The following is an 18,643-nucleotide window of genomic DNA, read 5'->3' as shown; positions in this document are numbered from 1 at the left end:
TTAAAAGTATAGGTCGCCTGGTACAAACCACCGTTTTGCGGGATGTGTTCAGCAGACTTTGCGGAGTGCTTCGGATGGGAGGGTCTGATTATCTGTTTCACGGAGCACATGCTGGCATTCATTTAGCTGGGCCACCGCTATCGCGAGCAAGCTCGCTCCCACATTGGATTTTCGGCAGACAAAAATAGGTGCTCAGTCCTCTGTGGGAGCGAGCTTGCTCGCGATGACGCCGGCCCATTCAACGTCCCATCGACGATGAACCACCTTCGCGGGCAGTCTGCCGATCATGCTTTCAATGCCTCCTCCAGAAACGCCACCAAAGTCTGCACCCGCGGGCTACGCAGTTTTCGTGAAGGCACCAGCAGGTTGATCGGCGCACTGTCGAATTGCCAATCCGCCAACACCCGAACCAGACGCTTGTCGGTAATGGCGTCACTGACATCCCAGCACGGTATTATCGCGCTTGAAACGGCCGAGGGTGGCGACATCACCGCGCGCTTTCCCATCGGTAGCCGCCTGCGCATCCTGCCCAACCATGCCTGCGCCACAGGCGCGCAATTCCCGGACTATCACGCGGTTGACGCCGAGGGTGGCGTGCACACCTGGCGTCGCTTGCATGGCTGGTAATCAAGCAGGCTCGATCCATTTGATCAGCACGGCCAACGCCGCGGCGCCGGGTGGACATTACGCCCAGGCGGTCGTGCACCAGGGCGTTCTGTATGTGTCCGGGCAACTGCCCATACGCGCCGATGGCGTCCACAGTGTGGACCAACCGTTCGAGGTCCAGGTCGCCATCGCCCTCGATAACCTGGTGGCGATCCTCAACGCAGCAGGCCGGAGCACACGCGACCTGCTGAAGGTCACTGTCTATGTCGCAGGTATCGAACACTGGCCCGCGTTCGATCGAATCTACGCCCGTTACCTGGGAGAGCATCGGCCAGCGCGAGCGGTAGTGCCCGTTCCGGCCTTGCATCATGGCTACCTGATCGAAATCGAAGCGATGGCCCTCGCCACGGGGCAATGCCAAGTTATCCCGGCAGATACGGCAGATTCTCCTTTGCGCACTTGAACAACGGCATCTTTCGTCTGGGCTGCTTTGTTAGCTTATTGAGCAGACTCGACAGACCGCTCTAAAGGAACACCTTGGATGATGACTCAATCTTCGAATAGCTACATTGATCCGCAAACCGCCCAGCTGTTTTATATCAATGGCGGTTGGTCCGCGCCGGCAAGCCCGGCCAGTTTGCCGGTGGTCAACCCGGCGACCGAAGAGGTCGTTGCCCAGGTCGCCAGCGGGTCTGCCGAGGATGTCGATCGGGCGGTCGCGGCGGCGCGTGCCGCGTTCGCCGGTTGGTCGGCCACTTCCACGGCGTCGCGCGCGCGGGTGCTGGGCAAGCTCCATGAGCTTATCCTTGAGCGCAAAGAAGATTTCGCCCAGGCGATCTCCCTGGAAATGGGCGCAGCCATCGGTTCTGCACGGGCGATGCAAGTGCCCCTGGCCGCCGAACACGTCCGGGTCGCCCGCGACCTGCTCTCCACCTATCGTTTCCAGACCGTCGAGAACGGGACCGCGATCCAACGCGAACCCATCGGCGTCTGCGGCCTCATCACCCCATGGAACTGGCCGCTTTATCAAATCACCGCAAAAGTCGCCGCGGCGCTGGCGGCTGGATGCACGGTGGTCCTCAAGCCCAGCGAACTGTCGCCGCTGAGCGCCCTTCTGTTTGCGCAAGTGGTCCATGAGGCGGGCGTTCCAGCGGGTGTCTTCAACCTGGTGAACGGCAGCGGCCATGTCGTCGGCGCTGCGATGGCCGCCCATCCCGACATCGACATGATCTCGATTACCGGCTCAAACCGCGCGGGCGCGCTGGTGGCCCAGGCGGCTGCCCCGACGGCGAAACGGGTCGGGCAGGAACTGGGCGGCAAATCCCCGAACATTCTGCTGCCCGATGCCGACTTTGCCAAAGCCGTCCCACTGGGTGTGATGACGGCGTTGCGCAACGTCGGACAATCCTGCAGCGCCCCTACCCGGATGATCGTGCCCAAGGACCGGTTGGCGGAGGTCGAAGCACTGGCGGTCGCCACCGCCAACGGGATCATCGTGGGTGATCCGCAATCACCGGAAACGGTACTGGGCCCCATCGCCAATGAAGCCCAGTTCAATCGCGTGCAAGCCATGATCGAGACCGGCCTGCAGGAGGGAGCAAAATTGCTCTGCGGCGGGCTCGGACGCGTGCCGGGGTTTGAAAAGGGCTTCTACACCCGCCCGACTGTGTTCTCCGAGGTGGATAACGCCATGCGGATCGCCCAGGAAGAAATCTTCGGGCCGGTGCTGTGCATCATTGCCTACGAAACCATCGACGAGGCAGTCGCTATCGCCAACGACACGATCTATGGGCTTGGCGCCCATGTTCAGTCACAGGATATCGAGCTGGCACGTGCAGTGGCCGCTCGTATCCGTGCGGGGCAAGTGCTCCTGAATTACCCGGCCTGGAACCCCATGGCGCCATTCGGAGGCTACAAGCGTTCGGGCAATGGCCGAGAGTACGGCGTCTTCGGCCTTGAGGAATACCTGGAAACCAAGGCGATCGTTGGGTTTGGCGAACCGCCTGAAGGTTCTTCGCGTATCTAGGCACCCTTTTCTCGCAACGCCTCGGGCTTCGGTGCCAGCTGTCCACACGGCGATGGCAGATGTGCCCGAATGCCCTAGGGCACATCACTTCACACGCTCCCAGACGATGTGAACCTTCGCCCCATCGGGGCGGCGAAAATCCTCCACCATCTGGTCACCGTCGACCTTCAACTGCAGGTCGTCGCGGGTACGCACGGCGCCCACCCAGTTCGGGAACGTAGAGCCTAGGACAGTATTGCCCGTGAACTCACCGTTCTGGTCGACGGTGTATCGCCCGAAGAAACCGATGCTCCCCGCCATCGCGGCCCGGTTTTCCTCATCGGTGCCTTCGCCACGAGCATTGGATCGAAACACCGGCACGCGCGGATCAGTGAGTACTTCGACAAACGTCAGCTCTGGCGTGAAGACGAGCCAGCCATGGGGATTGGGGCCATAAGCCTCCGATCGGCTGCCCTGACTCTCAACGGTTGCGCTGACCATGCGCCATGTCCCGACCAAGGCATTTTCTTTGCCCGCAAACACGCTGGAGAATGCCAGGAAGGCAATCACCGCACCGACCGCCAGTACTTTATTTTTCAAACTCATCCGTATCACCTTTCACTCGTCGCAACGATGCGACGGACAATAGATCAGTTGGGTTGGCACGGTCTTCATGCCCTGGCCGCGATGGCCGCCAAGCGCAGCTCCCTGGAAGCGGCGTTGTCCGCCCGCCGTCCCAATTGCCAGCCCAAATAGCCCCACAACAACGCGCAACAGGCGCCAATCATCGCGGCCGGGCCGGCGCCTTGCCCTAGCAGGTCGAGCAGGCTCTTGGCCCAGCCGCTCATGGCGTCACCGGCGCGGTACACTACCGTGTCAATGAAGTTCTTGGCCTTGTATTTACTCTCGGCATCCAGGGGGGCGAACAGCATTTCCCGGCCCGGTCGGACGAACGCGTACTCGCCGATCCGTCGCACGATCATCAGCGCTGCCAGCAGCGCGAACCCCGGCGCCAACGCCAGGCCGAGGAAACCGATGCACATGAGCAGCGGCACGATGGCCAGCAAGGCACGCACCCCCAGCCTCGGCGCGATACGACCGGTGATGAACAGTTGGGACAGCAACGCACCGGCCTGCACGATGATGTCGATAGTGCCGAAGATGCGCACTTGCGCCGCGCGATCTGGATAGAGTTCGGCCACCAGGCGCGCCTGCTCGAAGTAGAGAAAGGTGCTGACCGTCGCCAACAGCACGACGAACCCGGCGATTCCCAACAGATAAGATGACCTGAGCACCGCCGTCAAACCGCTGAACGGATTGCCCTGCAGTGGCTGCCGGGGGCTTTGCGTCGGCGCAGCGTCGGGACGGCCAGCCCCACCCTTTTCGCGCCATCCCATCAACGCTCGTTTCAACACCAGCGTGGCCCCCAGCAGCAAGGCCGCCAGCAACATCAACCCCGAGGCGCCGAGAGGACCGATGAGCAGCGCGCTCAGGGCCGGCCCCAGCAGGCCGCCAACGCTGGCGCCCGCGGCGATGAAGGCAAACAGACGCTTGGCCTGCTCGCTGTCGAATACATCCGCCATCAGGCTCCAGGCCACGGAGACGACGAACAGGTTATAGACCGAGATCCAGACGTAAAAGACCCGGGCCAGCCAGATACTGTCCGGCTGGAACTGGAACAGCTCGACGAACATCAGCAGGTTGAAGCCAAAGAAGCCGTACACCCAGTCGATCAGGCGCAGGCGCGGCACTCGGGCGCTGAGCCAGGCGAACAACGGTACGGCTGCCAGCATGACCAGGAAGGTCGCGGTAAACAGCCATTGCAAATTCTCCACCCCCGCTGCGATGCCCATCGACTCACGGATCGGACGCAGCATGAAGTAACCGGTGAAGAGGCAAAGAAACAGCAGGAACCCGCACAGCGCCGGACGCAACTCGCCATCGCGGGCGTTCAGGGCGAGACTCAGCCGGTGCACATAGGAAGGCGTACTCATAGGGACTCCGGGGAGACGGCAACAAGGCAAAGGTCAAGCGCGGGACGGACGCCCGCGCCCAGGGTTACATCAGCGATAGGTCACGCCGGTCAGGCGCTCGGAGACCGCCCAGAGCTGCTCGGCATCCGCCTCCGCGCTGGCGGCAGGCGGCGTCTTGGCGAACCCCAGCGGACCGCGTCTTTCTCCGTCACCGGTCGGGCCGTAATATGCCCCGCCTACGGCTTGGGCAGCCGTGGCGGCATATAACGTGGGCAACGCCCCTTGTGCCGCTGAGTGGTACGCATCGCGGTCCTTTGCCCAGCGCCGACCGAACTCGCTGTCGAGGCCTGGCCCTCGTTCGACCAACTCGGTCACGGCAACGCCGGGGTGCGCCGCGATGCTGCGAATGCCCCAGTTTTCGGCGTCACTGCGTCGCTGCAAGGCAAAGGCCCAGTGCAGCACGGCCAGTTTCGATTGTGCGTAGGCCGCGTAGGGGTCGTACTTCTGCTCGCTCTGAAGGTCATCGAGGTTCATCGCGCCACGCGCCGCGGCAATGCTTGACAGGCTCACCACGCGGGCGTCCTCGCTTTGACGCAAGAGCGGCACCAGCAGGCCGGTCAGGGCGAAGTGCCCCAGGTAATTGGTAGCCAATTGAAGTTCAAAGCCATCGGCGGACGTACCTCGCTCGGGAGGCGCCATGACGGCCGCGTTGTTGATCAACACGTCGAGGCGCGGCAACCGCTGATTGAGCCGCTGGGCCAAGCCGCGCACCGATGAAAGGTCGGCCAGGTCCACCGCCTCGAACTGCACCTTGGCGTCGGGCACGGACTGGCGAATACGCGCAATGGCCTGCGCGCCGCGCTCCGGGTTACGCGCAGCGATGATGACTTCAGCGCCGGCGCGGGCCAAGGCCAGCGCATCCTCGTAGCCCATGCCACTGGTGCCACCGGTGATCAGGACAATCCGGCCTTTCTGGGACGGTATGTCGCCGGTCGACCAGTCTGGTTTCGGTGCGACGCGAGTGGACGCTTCGATACTCACCGCACTGAGCAGCGCGACGCCAGCGGCAAGGGTTTTCGCCAGTCTTCCAAGCCGGCTGATGTTGCTCATGCGGCCAATGGCGGGGGTTGTTGTGCTATTCCACATGGTGATGGTCCCTGTCTGAAGAATGAACCGGCATCGCCGGACGGTCACTGTCTCGAGCACGCCTCGGCCAACTGCAGGAAGCTGAGGTGTTTCTTTACCCCTTGGGTATTCAAGTAGGTCATCTTCGCTTGCACGACCTCGCACATCGGCGTTGTCGGCGCCTCGATACGGATGACCTTGGCGATGTCCAGCGGCATGCCATATTCGTAGGCCGGGACTTGCGTTTGTTCTTTGGCGAGCAGCGGCGAACCGCTCAGAGCGATGACGACCAGCAGGACGGCAATCGACAGGTTTTGAGTGTTCATAGTGGACTCCACGACACTGTGTCCTCGGGGGACGGTCGTAGCACTCTAGGAGGGGGCGACTGACGTCAAGGTGACTGCTGGCTGACAGGAAGATGTCAAACGCGGGCGGACTTTACTCCCAGGGCGACGACTAAGACGTCGCCTGGTTCATCAAGGAAAATCCGAAGGTGTTGAGCCCATTCTCGCTGTGGGCGAACACGCGCCCACCGTGCATGGATGCCACCGCTCGCACGATGGAAAGGCCCAGGCCATGGTGCGCATCGCTTCGCGTCCGGGCGGCGTCGGCACGGTAGAAACGCTCGAACAAACGCTCCAGGTGCACGCTGTCGATGGGCTCGCCGGCATTGGAAACGCTCACCTCGACCTGCATGCCGTGGTTGACCAGGCTTACCGTGACAATGCTGGTCGGCACCGCGTACCGCGCCGCGTTCTGTAGCAGATTGGCCAGGGAACGGTGAAAAAGACGTCGGTCGATGCACACGCGCATGTCGCCCTGAATCACCACGCTCAGCTGTTTGTCGTGCAACACCGGCTCCAGATACTCCACCGTCTTCGCCGCCTCCTCATAAAGCGAGACATCGCTGAGCTCGGTTGCCCGTTGGCCGCTCTCGGCCCCGGCCAGGAACAGCATGTCGTTGACGATGGTGCCCATCCGCTCCAGCTCTTCGAGGTTCGACTGCAGCAAGTCCTGCAGCTCGCTCACCTCACGCCCGTGGGCCAATGCCACCTGGGTTTGTCCGATCAGGTTGGTCAAGGGCGTTCGCAGTTCATGGGCGACATTGGCATTGAACCCTTCGAGCTGGCACCAGGCCGCCTCCTGGCGAGCCAGGGCGCCGTTGAACGACACCGCCAGCTCCTGCAATTCGCCCGGCAGCGCCTCGGTGTCCAGTCGTTGTTTCGAATCCCCCGGCGGCAGGCTATTGGCTTGATGGCTCAAGCGCCTCACCGGCCCCAGGCCGAAACGCGCGATCCAGTAACCGAGCAGCGCAACCAGCCCGATGCCCAACGCCGAGGTCAGGATCAGTATTTTGGTGAAGTGGTCCAGGGTCTTCCTGAAGGGCGTTGAATCCAGCCCTACGATAAAGCGCAGTTCCGGACGGTCGCCCATGGCCGCAATGGTCTTGAGCAATACCATCATGGGGCGCTCGCGCTCAGGGAGATCGAGGGTAAAAAGCCCATCGGCGCGCGTCGACCAATCCTGGCCGTCCGGCATCGCCCCGCCGTAGCTGAAGGCCGGGTCATCGACCAGGATCCAATAGCGGACCCGTTCATCCGCGGGCGTCAGGCTGTCGAGCTTCTGGCGCAAGCCGACCCAGAACGCTGGCGAATCGTATTTCGCCAGCACCGGGTCGAGCACGGAATGGCGCAGGATCAACTCGTTCTGCATCTGTTCATTGAGCGATTGTTTCAAGGAACAACGCAACAGCGTCGCGCTGATCGACATGATCAGCAGGACAGCGAGGGCGAACATCAGGGCGAGCCGCTTGGCGATCGATCGTTTCATCAAGGCGTACCGTTTTGTCTCCCATTTTCCTCTCGGCTTTCCAGTACATACCCCATGCCGCGAACGGTATGCAACAGCTTGCGCGGATACGGGGCATCCACCTTGGCGCGTACCCGCTTGATCGCGACCTCGACCACGTTGGCGTCGCTGTCGAAATTCATGTCCCAGACCTGCTCGGCAATCATCAGCTTGGAAAGGATCTCGCCCTGGTGCCGCGCCAACAGGCTCAACAGACAGAACTCCTTGGCCGTCAGGTCCAGCCGCAGCCCACCCCGGGTCACTTTGCGCGCTTGCAGATCGACCTCCAGGTCGTCGATGCGCAAATGCGTCAGGTCGGCCGTGTCACCCGCGTGACGACGGATCAAGGCCTGGACACGCGCGACGAGCTCGGCAAATGAAAAAGGTTTGCCCAGGTAATCATCGGCGCCCTCGCGCAGGCCGCGAATGCGATCATCCACCGTCCCCCTGGCCGACAACATGATGACCGGGGTTTTCTTTTGCAGGCGCAGGCCTTGCAGCACGTCGTAGCCGTCCTTGCCCGGCAGCATCACATCCAGGATCACCACGTCGTAATCCCATTCCAGGGCGTAATGCAGCCCATCGATGCCATTGGTCGCGACGTCGACAATATAGCCAAGCTCGGTCAAGCCACGATGGACGTAGGAGGAGGTTTTTTCTTCGTCCTCGACAATGAGCAAACGCATCAACTGGTTCCTCTGCGGCAACGGGGGCAACCCAATGAGTCTAGACAGCGAAAGTGTCTGGAGGCTGACCGCTTCCTGACATTCTTGTCAGAAACGGTTCAATGGCCAACCTCGACGCACGATAACCACGGCTCAGATGGATACCGTTTCCGCGGGAGAGAAATCGGCGAGCAATTCGATGAAGGACTGACGCAGCCAACGATTCGCCGGGTCATGGTGGAACCGCGTATGCCAGTAAAGATGGATGTCGTAGCCACAAATGGCCCAAGGTAGCGGCACCAGGCGCACATCGGTGATTTCGGCGAAACGTCGGCCGACCGCCAGGGGCACGGTGGCGATCATGTCGGACTCGGCCACCAGAAACGGCACGCCCATGAACCGTGGCAGGCTGAAACGCACCCGGCGCGTGACGCCATGGGCGGCCAGTTCACGGTCCAGCACACTCATGCCTCGCTCTTCGGCCTGGACCGCGACGTGCACGGCCTGCTGGTACTGTTCGGCGCTTATGCTGTCGCCGATGGTGGGGTGATCGTTGCGCACGATGCACACGAATGAGTGACTGTACAGCGCCCTATTGCGGATCGAGGTGTTGAGCAGGCGTGGGAAATAGCCGATGGCCGCGTCCACCTCGCCGGCGTCCAGGCCCTCCTCCAATTGTTCCGACGACAATGCCTGGGTGCGAATTCTCAAATTCGGTGCGGCTTTGTCGAGCATGCGCATCAGCCGGGGCAGGAACACCATTTCGCCAATGTCCGACATGCACAGCACCAGTTGTCGGTCGGAGTGTTCAGGGATGAAGCCCGTGGACGGCAACACTTCGCTGCTGACCATCTCCAGGATCCGTTGCACCGGCTCGGCGATCTGCAGGGCCCTGGCGGTAGGCTGCATGCCGCGGGAAGTCCGGATGAACAAAGGATCGTCGAACAGCGTGCGTAGCTTGGCCAGGGCGAAACTCATGGCAGGTTGGCTGAGCCCCATGAGATCACCGGCCAGGGTCACGCTTTGCTTTTTGCGCAGCGCATCGAAGACTTTCAGCAGGTTGAGATCGACGTCCTTGATATCCATATTTTGGATTTTATCTATAAGTGAAATAAGGTTTTCGGATTCTAGGTCGAAGCCTAGACTCGGTACAAGATCGTTAACTCGATTAACCGAATTGACAATCTCCATAACAATAACGGAGCACACCATGCCCAAGAAGCTGCGCAGCAATTTTCCCTATGGCTCTTATTTATGGGCTGTACGCGCCGCCCAGTGGCGCGCCTTGGGCATCGACGAAAGCGAGTTGGAGAAACCCAAGATCGCCATCGTGAACTCATCGTCCAACTTGGCGATCTGCTTCAGTCACCTGGATGGCATCGCGGACCTCCTCAAGCAGTCGATACGCGATGCCGGCGCCCTGCCCTTCGAAATTCGCACGGCCGCCCCCAGCGACTTCATTACCGGTGCCGGTGCCGGCGGCGCCTACATGCTCGCCGCCCGCGACCTCATCACCAACGACATCGAAGTCGCGGTCGAAGGGGCTCAGCTCGACGGCATGATCTGCCTGGCCTCTTGCGATAAAACGGTACCCGGCCAACTGATGGCTGCCGCCCGCCTGAATATCCCGACCCTGGTGGTGGTCTGCGGCTACCAGCCAAGCGGCGAGTACAACGGCAAGCATGTCGATATCGAAGACGTGTTCATCAGTTCCATGCACGTGGTGACCGGCACGCTGCCGGTCGAGGAACTGGCCGGCATGGCCCGCAATGCCATCAAGGGGCCCGGGGTCTGCTCGGGGATGGGCACCGCCAACTCGATGCACCTGGTGTGCGAAGCCCTGGGCATGGCCCTGCCCGGCAGCGCGCCGATTGCCGCCAACAGCCCGCAGATGTTCGATTTCGTGCGTCAGGCCGGCCAGCGCATTGTGGAAATGGTCGAGGAAGACCTCAAGCCTCGGGATATCCTGACCCCCAATGCCTTTGCCAACGCCGTCGCGACCATTCTCGCCGCGGGCGGCTCCGTCAACACCATCAAACATATGCAGGCGGTGGCCGCCGAAGGCGGCGTCGAGGTCGACGTCTATCAACTCTTCAGGGACCTGGGAAACAAGGTGCCGGTGCTGGTCGGTGTACGGCCGGTGGGAGAACACAGCATCGAGCAGATGGAGGCCGCGGGCGGCGGGCGTGGGCTGCTCAAGCGCCTGGAACCGCTGCTGCATGGCGACGTGCTGACGGTCACCGGGAAAACCTTGAAGCAGAACCTGCAAGGGGTGACCGTCAGCGATGACGCGGTGATCCGCCCGCTGGACAACCCCTTCGCCACCCAGCCCGCCATCGTGATGCTCAGTGGCAACAGCGCGCCCCAGGCGGGCATCGTCAAATACGGCATCGACCCGAACAAGATGCGCCGCTTCGAAGGCCCTGCGATCTGTTTCGAGCGCTCCGCCGATGCCATCCAAGCCTTGCAGGATGGCCGCATACAACCTGGCCACGTGGTGGTCATGCGCGGTGCGGGTGTGCGCGGCGGCCCGGCCATGGGCGGCGGCGCCTCGAAAGTGGTGTTCGCCATCGACGGTGCCGGGCTCGGCGACCATGTGGCCATGCTGACGGACGGCCATCTTTCAGGGTTGGTGTGCAAGGGGCTGGTGGTGGCCGAAGTCGCGCCTGAAGCGGCCGTCGGTGGCCCGTTGGCGCTGGTCGAGGACGGCGACATCATCACCATCGACCTGGACCACAACAGCCTCGACGCCCATGTCAGCGAAACCGACATGCAGGCGCGGCGCGCCCGTTGGCAGCCTCTGGCGCCGCAGTTCGGTGGCGGCTGGCTGGATATCTACCGCCATAACGTGTCTTCCATGGAGCGCGGTGCGGTACTGATCAAGCCGCGCGACATCACCCACGCCGGAGAACAACCGCAATGAGGTTGCGTGACGACGAGAAAGCCATGCTTGCCGGCGATCAAGGCCCGGCCGTGCAGAAAGCCATGGACCTGCTGGTGCGTTATGGCGAGGCCCTGGATGCGCAATGCCTGGTGGACACGCGGAATGTGGCCGGAACCATCGGCGCCACCACCCCTTTCCTGCGTCAGTACGCCGAACGTGAGGGCGGCATGGACGCGGTGTTCAGCGAGTTCAACCTCGACAGCGCCGAGGTGGTCCGGATCCCCAAGGTCAAGGTCTTCAGCAGTCACCTGCAACAAGGCATCGACCCTCGGCACGCCAAGCGCCAGGGCATTGGCGAGGACGTGGTGCGCATTTATGAAACCGGCCAGGCCTACAGCAGCGGCCTGGGCGTCCAACCGTTGAACACCTGCACGCCTTATCAAGTCGGCAACGTACCGGTGAAAGGCGAGCACTGCGCCTGGATGGAGTCTTCCGCCGTGATCTACATCAACTCGGTGCTCGGCGCCCGAACCAATGCCGAGGGCCGGGAAAGCACTGGCGCGGCGATGCTGACCGGCAAGATTCCCTATTGGGGCCTGCACTTGGACGAGAACCGCCGCGGCACCCACCTGATCCAGTTGGACATGGACGTGAGCACCACCGCCGACTGGGGACTGCTCGGTTACTGGGTCGGTGAACAGGTGCAGGATTGCATCCCGGTCATCGAAGGTGTGAGCCACCAGCCCAATCTGGCTCGCCTCAAGCACTTCGGCGCGGCGGCAGCTTCCAGCGGTGGCGTGGAGATGTATCACCTGGTCGGGGTCACGCCGGAAGCACGCACCCGCGAGCAAGCGTTCGGCGCCTCCCGGCCTTCAGCCATCTTGCGCTTCGGTGAAGCCGAACGGCGCTGGGCCTACGAGCAAGTCAACGTCACGGCGCACGATGCACAAGTCGACTTCGTCATGCTGGGCTGTCCGCATTACAGCCTCGAACAAATCTGGGAAGTCTGCCAGCTGCTGGAAGGCCAGCGCCTGAGTGCGAACACCGAGCTCTGGATATTTACCGCCGCGTCGATCAAGCAACTGGCTGACGTGGCCGGTTACACCCGCATCATCGAGCAGGCCGGCGGGCATGTGATGACCGATACCTGCTCGGCAATCGGCAAGGTGCTGCCCAAGGGCACACGAGTGGCGGCCGTGGACTCGGCCAAACAGGCCCATTACCTGCCGGCGATCATGGGCATCCAGGCGTGGTTCGGCACCACCGCCGAATGCATCCAGGCGGCCATCGACGGCCGTTGGAAAGGAGTATTGAGATGAGCGCAACCTTTACGCTCCGAGGCCGCAAGGTCGTTGGCGGCTGCTTCGAAGGCGAAGCCCTGGTGACCCATGACCGTATCTCTGGCTGGGGTGGCATCGACCCGCGCAGCGGCACCGTCATTGAGACCCGCCACGAACTCAAGGGCATCAGTTTCGCCGGCAAAGTCCTGGTGTTTCCGGGGGCCAAGGGCTCGTCCGGCTGGTCTTCGCAGTTCCACATCGCGCGCCTCGCCGGCGTGGCCCCTGGCGCCATGCTGTTCAACGAAATGACCGCGAAAATGGGCCTGGGCGCGGTGGTCGTGCACGCACCCGCCATGACTGGCTTTACCGAGGACCCGCTGGAGCGGATCCGTACCGGGGACTGGGTGCGCGTCGATGCCGACGCCGGGATCGTCGAAGTGACCCCACGCTCATCGCGCAATGACCCGCCCCTACCGCAACAGCCCAACGGTCCGCAGCGAACGCCGGCGCCGTCGTAACCCGAAGAAACCTGCTGAAAACAACCGCTCCCCGTGGCCACCGGCCAACGGGTTCGGGTTCGGCTGCCTTTTTACCCCACAAAGGAAGTTTTATGGCTCATGTCATTCGCACGGTACGCCGTACCAGCGCCCCCACCCCGCAACGCCTGCAGGCTGATGTTTGCATCGCCGGCGCGGGTATTTCCGGTATTTCCGCCGCCCTGGAGGCCGCCGCGCTCGGCAAGCGCGTCGTGCTGTTCGATGCCCTGCCCATGCTCGGTGGCCAGGCGGTCGGCTCGATCATCGGGACTTTTTGCGGCTTGTTCTCCAATGGTCCGAACCGCCAGTTGCTGACCCATGGCATCGCCGACGGCATCCTTCGCGACCTGGGCGCCTCGGGCGATTTGCACCAGGCCATCGGTCCCTTGACCACCGTGGTTTACTACGACGAAGTGGCCCTCGGTCGCTGGATTGGTCAAAAGGTGCTCGACGCTGGCATCACCGTGGTGCTCGGTGCGGTGTTGCGTGAGGTGGTGCGCGAAGGCTCGCGGGTCCAGGAAGTGGAGTTGGCCACCCGTTATGGCGACGTGCGCGTGGCGGCCAACGGCTTTATCGATGCCAGCGGCGATGCGGCACTGGTCTGGAACGCCGGGCTCGCCTGTCGCGAACCGGACACGCCCATCTACGGCACCCAGATGTTCGTTCTCGAGCATATCGATGAAGCCCACCTGCCGACGCGCGCGCAATTCACCGAACGGGTCAAGGAAAAAGCCAGGCACTACGGTATCGAGCGCGACGACGGCCTGTTCTTCCAGTTCCCCGGACGCGGCACGGCAGCGTTCAACATGACGCACATCGAAACGCCCCTGGATCCGGTCGCCGCGTCTCACGTCGCCCTCGCCGGGCGCCAACAGGTGGATCAGGTGATCCGTTTCCTCAAAGCGGAGTATCCCCAGGCCTACGGCAAGGCCAAGGTACGGGCGTATGCACTGCCCGGCATTCGCCAGACCCGCTGGATTGTCGGCCAACATCACCTGACCACCGATGAAGTGCGTGCCGCTACGATGTTTCCGGATGCGGTGGCGCGCACCTCCTGGCCGGTGGAATTGCACGGCGACAGCACCGGTTACCAGTGGGAGCCCTTTGGCGACGATCATGTCCACAGCGTGCCGTTGCGCAGCATGCTCCCCGAGGGCAGCGATAACCTGGTGGTCGCGGGCCGCTGCATTGACGCCGACGCGGCCGCGCTGTCGAGTGTGCGCGTGATGGGGCCGTGTATCGCCATGGGGGCCGCGGCCGCCCATGCACTGGATTTGGCTGGCCCGGACGGGCGCCTGAGTGATATACCCGCGCAGGTGTTGCGCGAACGGCTGGCATTCAATCTGGAATAGGTTTTCAAGCAGTTCGATGCGCCCGCCATGTGAACGGGGGGCGCCACTCCGACAACAATAAAAAATGCAGTGGAGAACGCACATGTCACAGTCCCGTACCCTGGATGTCGCGGCGCTTATAGAGGCGCGCAAACTGTCACGTTTCAACTACGTGGTGATTCTGGTTTCGGTCTTGATCACCTTCCTCGACGGCTTCGACTTGTTGGTGCTCTCCCACACCGCCTCCTACATCGCCGATGAGGTCGGCCTGGACAAGATCCAACTGGGCGAAATCTTCTCCATCGGCCTGTTGGGCATGATGCTGGGCGGGTTCTTCTTCGGTTACCTGGGGGACCGCATCGGACGGCGTCCCACCATTCTGTTTTCCACCTGCTCGTTCGGCCTGTTGACGTTGCTGTTTGTCATGGCCGACAGCTACGCGTCGCTGATGGTCCTGCGTTTCTTCAACGGCTTCGCCCTGGGCGCCATGTTGCCGTTGTGCTGGGCCTTGAACATCGAGTTCGTTCCCAAGCGTTATCGCTCCACGGTGGTCACCATCATCATGGTCGGGTTCAGCCTCGGCAGCGCGATGGCCGGCCCGCTGACGGTGTGGCTGGCGCCGCATATCGGTTGGCAGGGCGTGTTCGTGTTCGGCGGCGTGGTCACGTTGTGCGCCTGGGTGCTGTTGTTGTTCACCCTGCCCGAATCGGTGCGTTTCCTGGCCAGCAAGCGTCAGGCACCGGAGAAAATCGCGGCGATTCTCAAGCGCATGGACCCGAACCTGGACGTGCGTCCCACTGACCAATTCGTCCTGCTGGACGAGCCGGACATCGGTCGCCAGGCATTTCGGGTCAGCCAGTTGTTCATCGGCCGCTTGAAGTGGATCACGCCCATGATCTGGCTGGGCTACTCCGCCAGCTCCATGGCCATGTATTTCCTCGCCTCCTGGAGCCCGCTGGTCTATCAATACGCCGGCTTCGATCGCGCGACAGCGTCGTGGGTCAGCTCGATCGCATCCTTCAGCGGTGCGATGGCGGGCCTGGCGATGATGCGCTTCGTCGATACCCGTGGACCGTACATGGTGATGATCTACCCGTTGCTGGCCTTGCCTTTCCTGCTGGTACTGGGCATCACCGGCATGCAAGGCACCGCGTTCCTGATGTTGAGCCTGGTCGGCGGCGTGTTCGTCAAAGGCTCCCATTATGGAATCCTCAGCATCGCCGGGGTGTTCTATCCCAGTGCCATTCGCGCCAATGGCGCCGGCTGGGCCACCTCCATCGCCAAGATCGGTTCGATCCTCGGCCCATTGCTGGGCGCCTATGTGCTCAATAGTGGCCTGCCGGTGGTCAAGAGTTTCCTGGTCCTGGCGATCTGCCCCGCCGTGCTGGCGGCCTGTGCCTTCGTCATCGGCCACCTGACACGCCGCCATCGCGGGGCAGACCCACTGCCCGCCCCATCACAAACCTGAGCACCTTTCTGCCGGCTTACCGCGCCTGACCCAGGCAGCCCGTACCGCGTCGCTATCGACGCGGTCAGGCAAAACTCGTCCTGAAAATCCTACTGATCCTGAGACCAATAAAAATGAACAGGAACCTTCTTCTCGCCGCCGCCCTGACGCTCTGTGGTTCAGTCACCTGCGCCCATGCGGACTTCATCAAAGACAGTAGCGCGACGCTGACGACGCGCAACTTTTACTTGAATCGCGATTTCCGCCAGAGCGATGCGCCTCAGGCCAAGGCCGAGGAATGGACCCAAGGCTTCATTGCCGAACTTCAGTCGGGCTACACCGAAGGCACCGTTGGCTTCGGACTCGATGCCCTGGGTGAACTGGGGATCAAACTCGATTCCGGTGCGGGCCGCCGTGGCGGTGGGCTGTTGCCTTATGGCCCCGACAGCAATCAACCGGTGGACGACTACAGCGAACTGGGGCTGACCGCAAAAATGCGCCTGTCCAAGACCCAGCTCAAGGTCGGAACGTTGATGCCGATTCATCCGCTGGCGTATTACAGCGATACCCGACTGCTGCCATCTACCTTCACCGGTGCCTACCTGACGTCCGGCGAACTCGACAACCTGACCGTCACCGCGGCAAGACTGACCAAGGCCAATGGCCGTGACTCATCCAGCAACGACGACATCGGTTATGCCGGCCAAAGCAGTGATCACCTGGACCTGCTCGGCGGCGATTACACCGTCGGCAAGCAATTGACCCTGCGCTACCACTACGGTGAGCTGCAAGACATCTACCGCCAGCAGTTCGCCGGCCTGATCCATGTACTGCCCCTGGGGGAAGGCGTGAGCCTGCGCTCCGACCTGCGCTACGTCGACAGCGATGATATCGGTGTTGGCAAAGCCGGGAAAATCGATAACCGCAACTTCAATGGCATGTTCACCCTGACCGTCGGGGCGCAGCGCTTCTCCGCGGCGTTCCAGCGGCTGTCGGGCGAGAGTGTGTTTCCGGTCATCGACACCGGCACGCCCTACGTGGCGAACCTGGTCACCTACAACTCGTTCATCAAAGCCAACGAGAAGTCCTGGCAGTTGCGCTACGAGTATGACTTCGCCGCGCTCGGCGTACCCGGCCTGACGTTCATGACCCGTTACGTGAAAGGCAGCGATATCCACACGCGCACCGTCAGCGACGGCAGTGAGTGGGAGCGCGACACCGACCTGGCTTACGTTTTCCAAAGCGGTGCCCTGGAAGGCCTGAACGTGCGTTGGCGCAACCTCACCTTCCGCTCCGGAAACGGCCTGACCCAGCAACTCGATGAGAACCGCCTGATCGTGGCCTACACCTGGAAACTGTGGTGAGCCCCGCCCACCGGAACACTCGCTCGCATACGTCTTACCGGGAGAACACCCATGACGTCGTCACGCGCCATTGATGTCGCCGCCCTGATCGAGGGGCGCAAACTGTCGGGCTTCAACTATCTGATCATCTGCGTGTCGGTCTTGATCACCTTCCTCGATGGTTTCGACTTGTTGATGCTGTCCCATACCGCCGCCTATATGGCCGAGGACATCGGCCTGGACAAACTGCAACTGGGCAACATTTTTTCCATCGGGTTGTTCGGCATGATGCTGGGCGGGTTCTTTTTCGGTTATCTCGGCGACCGGATCGGGCGCCGTCCGACCATCATTCTGTCCACCAGTGCCTTTGGTGTGCTGACGCTGCTGTTCACCTTCGCCGACAGCTACACCTCTCTGCTGGTGCTGCGTTTTCTCAACGGTTTCGCCCTGGGCGCCATGCTGCCGCTGTGCTGGGCACTGAATATCGAATTCGTGCCCAAGCGCTACCGTGCCAGCGTGATCACCCTCATCATGGTCGGCTTCAGCCTGGGGGGCGCGGCAGCCGGTCCACTGACCGTATGGCTCGCACCTCAGTACGGCTGGGCCAGTGTGTTCGTGCTGGGCGGTATCGCCACGCTGCTCTCCAGCGTCCTGTTGTTTTTTACCCTGCCGGAGTCGGTGCGGTTCCTGGTGAGCAAGCAGAAGCAACCGCAAACCGTGCTGCGAATCCTCAAGCGCCTGGATCCCGCCATCGATGTGCGCGCCGGGGATCGCTATTTCCTGGCCGATGAAATCGACATCGGCCGCCAGCCATTTCGGGTCGGCCAACTGTTCATCGGCAAACTGAAATGGATCACGCCCATGATCTGGATCGGCTTTGGCGCAAGCTCCATGGCCATGTATTTCCTCGCGTCATGGAGCCCGCTGGTGTATCAGTATGCGGGCTTCGACCGGGCTACCGCGTCCTGGGTAAGCTCCTTCGCGTCCTTCAGCGGTGCCATGGCCGGGCTTGTGCTGATGCGCGTCGTCGACACCCGGGGGCCCTATGCGGTGATGATCTATCCCCTGCTTTCATTACCCTTCCTGCTGGCGCTGGGCATTGGCGACCTGCAAGGTAACGCCTTCATTGCGCTGAGCATGGTCGGCGCCATTTTCGTCAAGGGCAGTCACTACGGCATCACCAGCATCGCCGGGATTTTCTACCCCAGTGCCATTCGCGGCAACGGCGCCGGCTGGGCCGCCTCCATGGGCAAGTTCGGCTCGGTATGCGGGCCGCTGCTCGGTGCCCATGTGCTCAACAGCGGCATGCCTGTCGTGAAGAGCTTCGCAGTATTGGCCCTGTGTCCCGCGGTGCTGGGTGTGTGCGCCTACACCGTGGCGCGCATCGATAGACGTTCAGCCATGGAAACCGAGCTATTGAACCCGGCGAAACCCTAGAAGAGCAGCAGTGAGTACGCAGCTTCACGCCCCTATGGCCAGGGTGTCTGAGTCAGCATTCATTTTCATGATTATTCGATTAAGGAATCAGATATATAGCTAATGAAACTAAGCAAACGACCTTTCAGTCACCTATCTTGACCTCAGCATCTGCCAATCTGGC

At 62.1% G+C, this 18,643-nt stretch carries 16 protein-coding genes and 2 pseudogenes; 10 read left to right on the top strand and 8 right to left on the bottom strand.

Translation table 11 applies throughout. The annotated features are described in order from the left end of the window. Positions 1 to 284: 284 nt before the first annotated feature. Positions 285 to 446 (bottom strand): annotated as a pseudogene (locus BLO80_RS02620) (LysR substrate-binding domain-containing protein); the annotation flags it as partial. On the opposite strand from BLO80_RS02620, the pseudogene BLO80_RS02615 reads away from it, so the two are divergent. The 3 genes and pseudogenes from BLO80_RS02615 to BLO80_RS02605 form a co-directional block, all read left to right on the top strand. Then, positions 445 to 627 (top strand): annotated as a pseudogene (locus tag BLO80_RS02615) (DSD1 family PLP-dependent enzyme); the annotation flags it as partial. The pseudogenes BLO80_RS02620 and BLO80_RS02615 sit on opposite strands and share 2 nt — an antisense overlap. Next, positions 617 to 1,069 (top strand): RidA family protein, encoded by a 453-nt coding sequence (locus tag BLO80_RS02610; RefSeq protein WP_092326564.1) that lies wholly within the window; start codon positions 617 to 619, stop codon positions 1,067 to 1,069. The pseudogene BLO80_RS02615 and the gene BLO80_RS02610, both read left to right, overlap by 11 nt. Before the next feature lie 78 nt (positions 1,070 to 1,147). Next, a complete protein-coding gene (locus BLO80_RS02605; protein ID WP_092326563.1) occupies positions 1,148 to 2,632 on the top strand; it encodes an aldehyde dehydrogenase family protein in 1,485 nt (494 codons plus the stop codon). Between the two features lie 84 nt (positions 2,633 to 2,716). Here BLO80_RS02605 and BLO80_RS02600 read toward each other — a convergent pair whose 3' ends face one another. The 7 genes from BLO80_RS02600 to BLO80_RS02570 all read right to left on the bottom strand — a co-directional run bounded on the left by BLO80_RS02600 (position 2,717) and on the right by BLO80_RS02570 (position 9,308). Further along, positions 2,717 to 3,217 (bottom strand): lipocalin-like domain-containing protein, encoded by a 501-nt coding sequence (locus BLO80_RS02600; RefSeq protein WP_092326561.1) that lies wholly within the window; start codon positions 3,215 to 3,217, stop codon positions 2,717 to 2,719. Between the two features lie 65 nt (positions 3,218 to 3,282). After that, positions 3,283 to 4,605, bottom strand: coding sequence for an NTP/NDP exchange transporter (locus BLO80_RS02595; protein ID WP_092326559.1), 1,323 nt, complete (start codon positions 4,603 to 4,605; stop codon positions 3,283 to 3,285). A 69-nt stretch (positions 4,606 to 4,674) separates the two neighbouring features. Continuing rightward, positions 4,675 to 5,730: an oxidoreductase gene (locus BLO80_RS02590; protein ID WP_092326558.1), complete on the bottom strand. Its 1,056-nt coding sequence runs from the start codon at positions 5,728 to 5,730 to the stop codon at positions 4,675 to 4,677. Positions 5,731 to 5,774: 44 nt separating this feature from the next. After that, positions 5,775 to 6,035: a DUF2790 domain-containing protein gene (locus BLO80_RS02585; protein ID WP_092326556.1), complete on the bottom strand. Its 261-nt coding sequence runs from the start codon at positions 6,033 to 6,035 to the stop codon at positions 5,775 to 5,777. 130 nt (positions 6,036 to 6,165) lie between these two features. Then, positions 6,166 to 7,539 (bottom strand): heavy metal sensor histidine kinase, encoded by a 1,374-nt coding sequence (locus tag BLO80_RS02580; RefSeq protein ID WP_092326554.1) that lies wholly within the window; start codon positions 7,537 to 7,539, stop codon positions 6,166 to 6,168. After that, positions 7,539 to 8,243 (bottom strand): heavy metal response regulator transcription factor, encoded by a 705-nt coding sequence (locus BLO80_RS02575; protein WP_092326553.1) that lies wholly within the window; start codon positions 8,241 to 8,243, stop codon positions 7,539 to 7,541. Before BLO80_RS02575 ends, BLO80_RS02580 begins: the two co-directional genes overlap by 1 nt. A gap of 132 nt (positions 8,244 to 8,375) precedes the next feature. Beyond that, positions 8,376 to 9,308, bottom strand: coding sequence for a LysR family transcriptional regulator (locus BLO80_RS02570; protein ID WP_092199741.1), 933 nt, complete (start codon positions 9,306 to 9,308; stop codon positions 8,376 to 8,378). Positions 9,309 to 9,432: 124 nt separating this feature from the next. Here BLO80_RS02570 and BLO80_RS02565 point away from each other — a divergent pair, with 124 nt between their 5' ends. From BLO80_RS02565 to BLO80_RS02535, 7 genes are all read left to right on the top strand, one after another. Further along, the gene (locus tag BLO80_RS02565) at positions 9,433 to 11,145 is read left to right on the top strand and encodes a dihydroxy-acid dehydratase (protein ID WP_218189352.1); all 1,713 of its coding nucleotides are present in this window, start codon (positions 9,433 to 9,435) and stop codon (positions 11,143 to 11,145) included. Further along, on the top strand, positions 11,142 to 12,425 hold the full coding sequence (locus BLO80_RS02560; protein WP_092326551.1) for an aconitase X: 1,284 nt from the start codon (positions 11,142 to 11,144) through the stop codon (positions 12,423 to 12,425). The genes BLO80_RS02565 and BLO80_RS02560 overlap by 4 nt, the downstream gene beginning before the upstream one ends. Further along, positions 12,422 to 12,904 carry an aconitase X swivel domain-containing protein gene (locus tag BLO80_RS02555; RefSeq protein ID WP_175459438.1) on the top strand — a complete coding sequence of 161 codons (483 nt, stop codon included), beginning with the start codon at positions 12,422 to 12,424 and terminating at the stop codon, positions 12,902 to 12,904. Before BLO80_RS02560 ends, BLO80_RS02555 begins: the two co-directional genes overlap by 4 nt. A 92-nt stretch (positions 12,905 to 12,996) precedes the next feature. Then, positions 12,997 to 14,274 carry an FAD-dependent oxidoreductase gene (locus BLO80_RS02550; RefSeq protein WP_092164538.1) on the top strand — a complete coding sequence of 426 codons (1,278 nt, stop codon included), beginning with the start codon at positions 12,997 to 12,999 and terminating at the stop codon, positions 14,272 to 14,274. An 82-nt stretch (positions 14,275 to 14,356) separates the two neighbouring features. Then, positions 14,357 to 15,721, top strand: coding sequence for an MFS transporter (locus tag BLO80_RS02545; protein WP_092326548.1), 1,365 nt, complete (start codon positions 14,357 to 14,359; stop codon positions 15,719 to 15,721). 113 nt (positions 15,722 to 15,834) lie between these two features. Then, on the top strand, positions 15,835 to 17,064 hold the full coding sequence (locus tag BLO80_RS02540) for an OprD family porin (RefSeq protein WP_092326546.1): 1,230 nt from the start codon (positions 15,835 to 15,837) through the stop codon (positions 17,062 to 17,064). 51 nt (positions 17,065 to 17,115) lie between these two features. Then, entirely contained in the window at positions 17,116 to 18,480 is a 1,365-nt protein-coding gene (locus BLO80_RS02535) for an MFS transporter (RefSeq protein WP_092326545.1), read from the top strand. Positions 18,481 to 18,643 lie beyond the last annotated feature (163 nt).

The sequence above is a fragment of the Pseudomonas sp. NFACC56-3 genome, assembly GCF_900100025.1.
Lineage (GTDB): Bacteria > Pseudomonadota > Gammaproteobacteria > Pseudomonadales > Pseudomonadaceae > Aquipseudomonas > Aquipseudomonas fluorescens_AA.
This window is presented reverse-complemented; position numbering and strand designations above follow the sequence as displayed.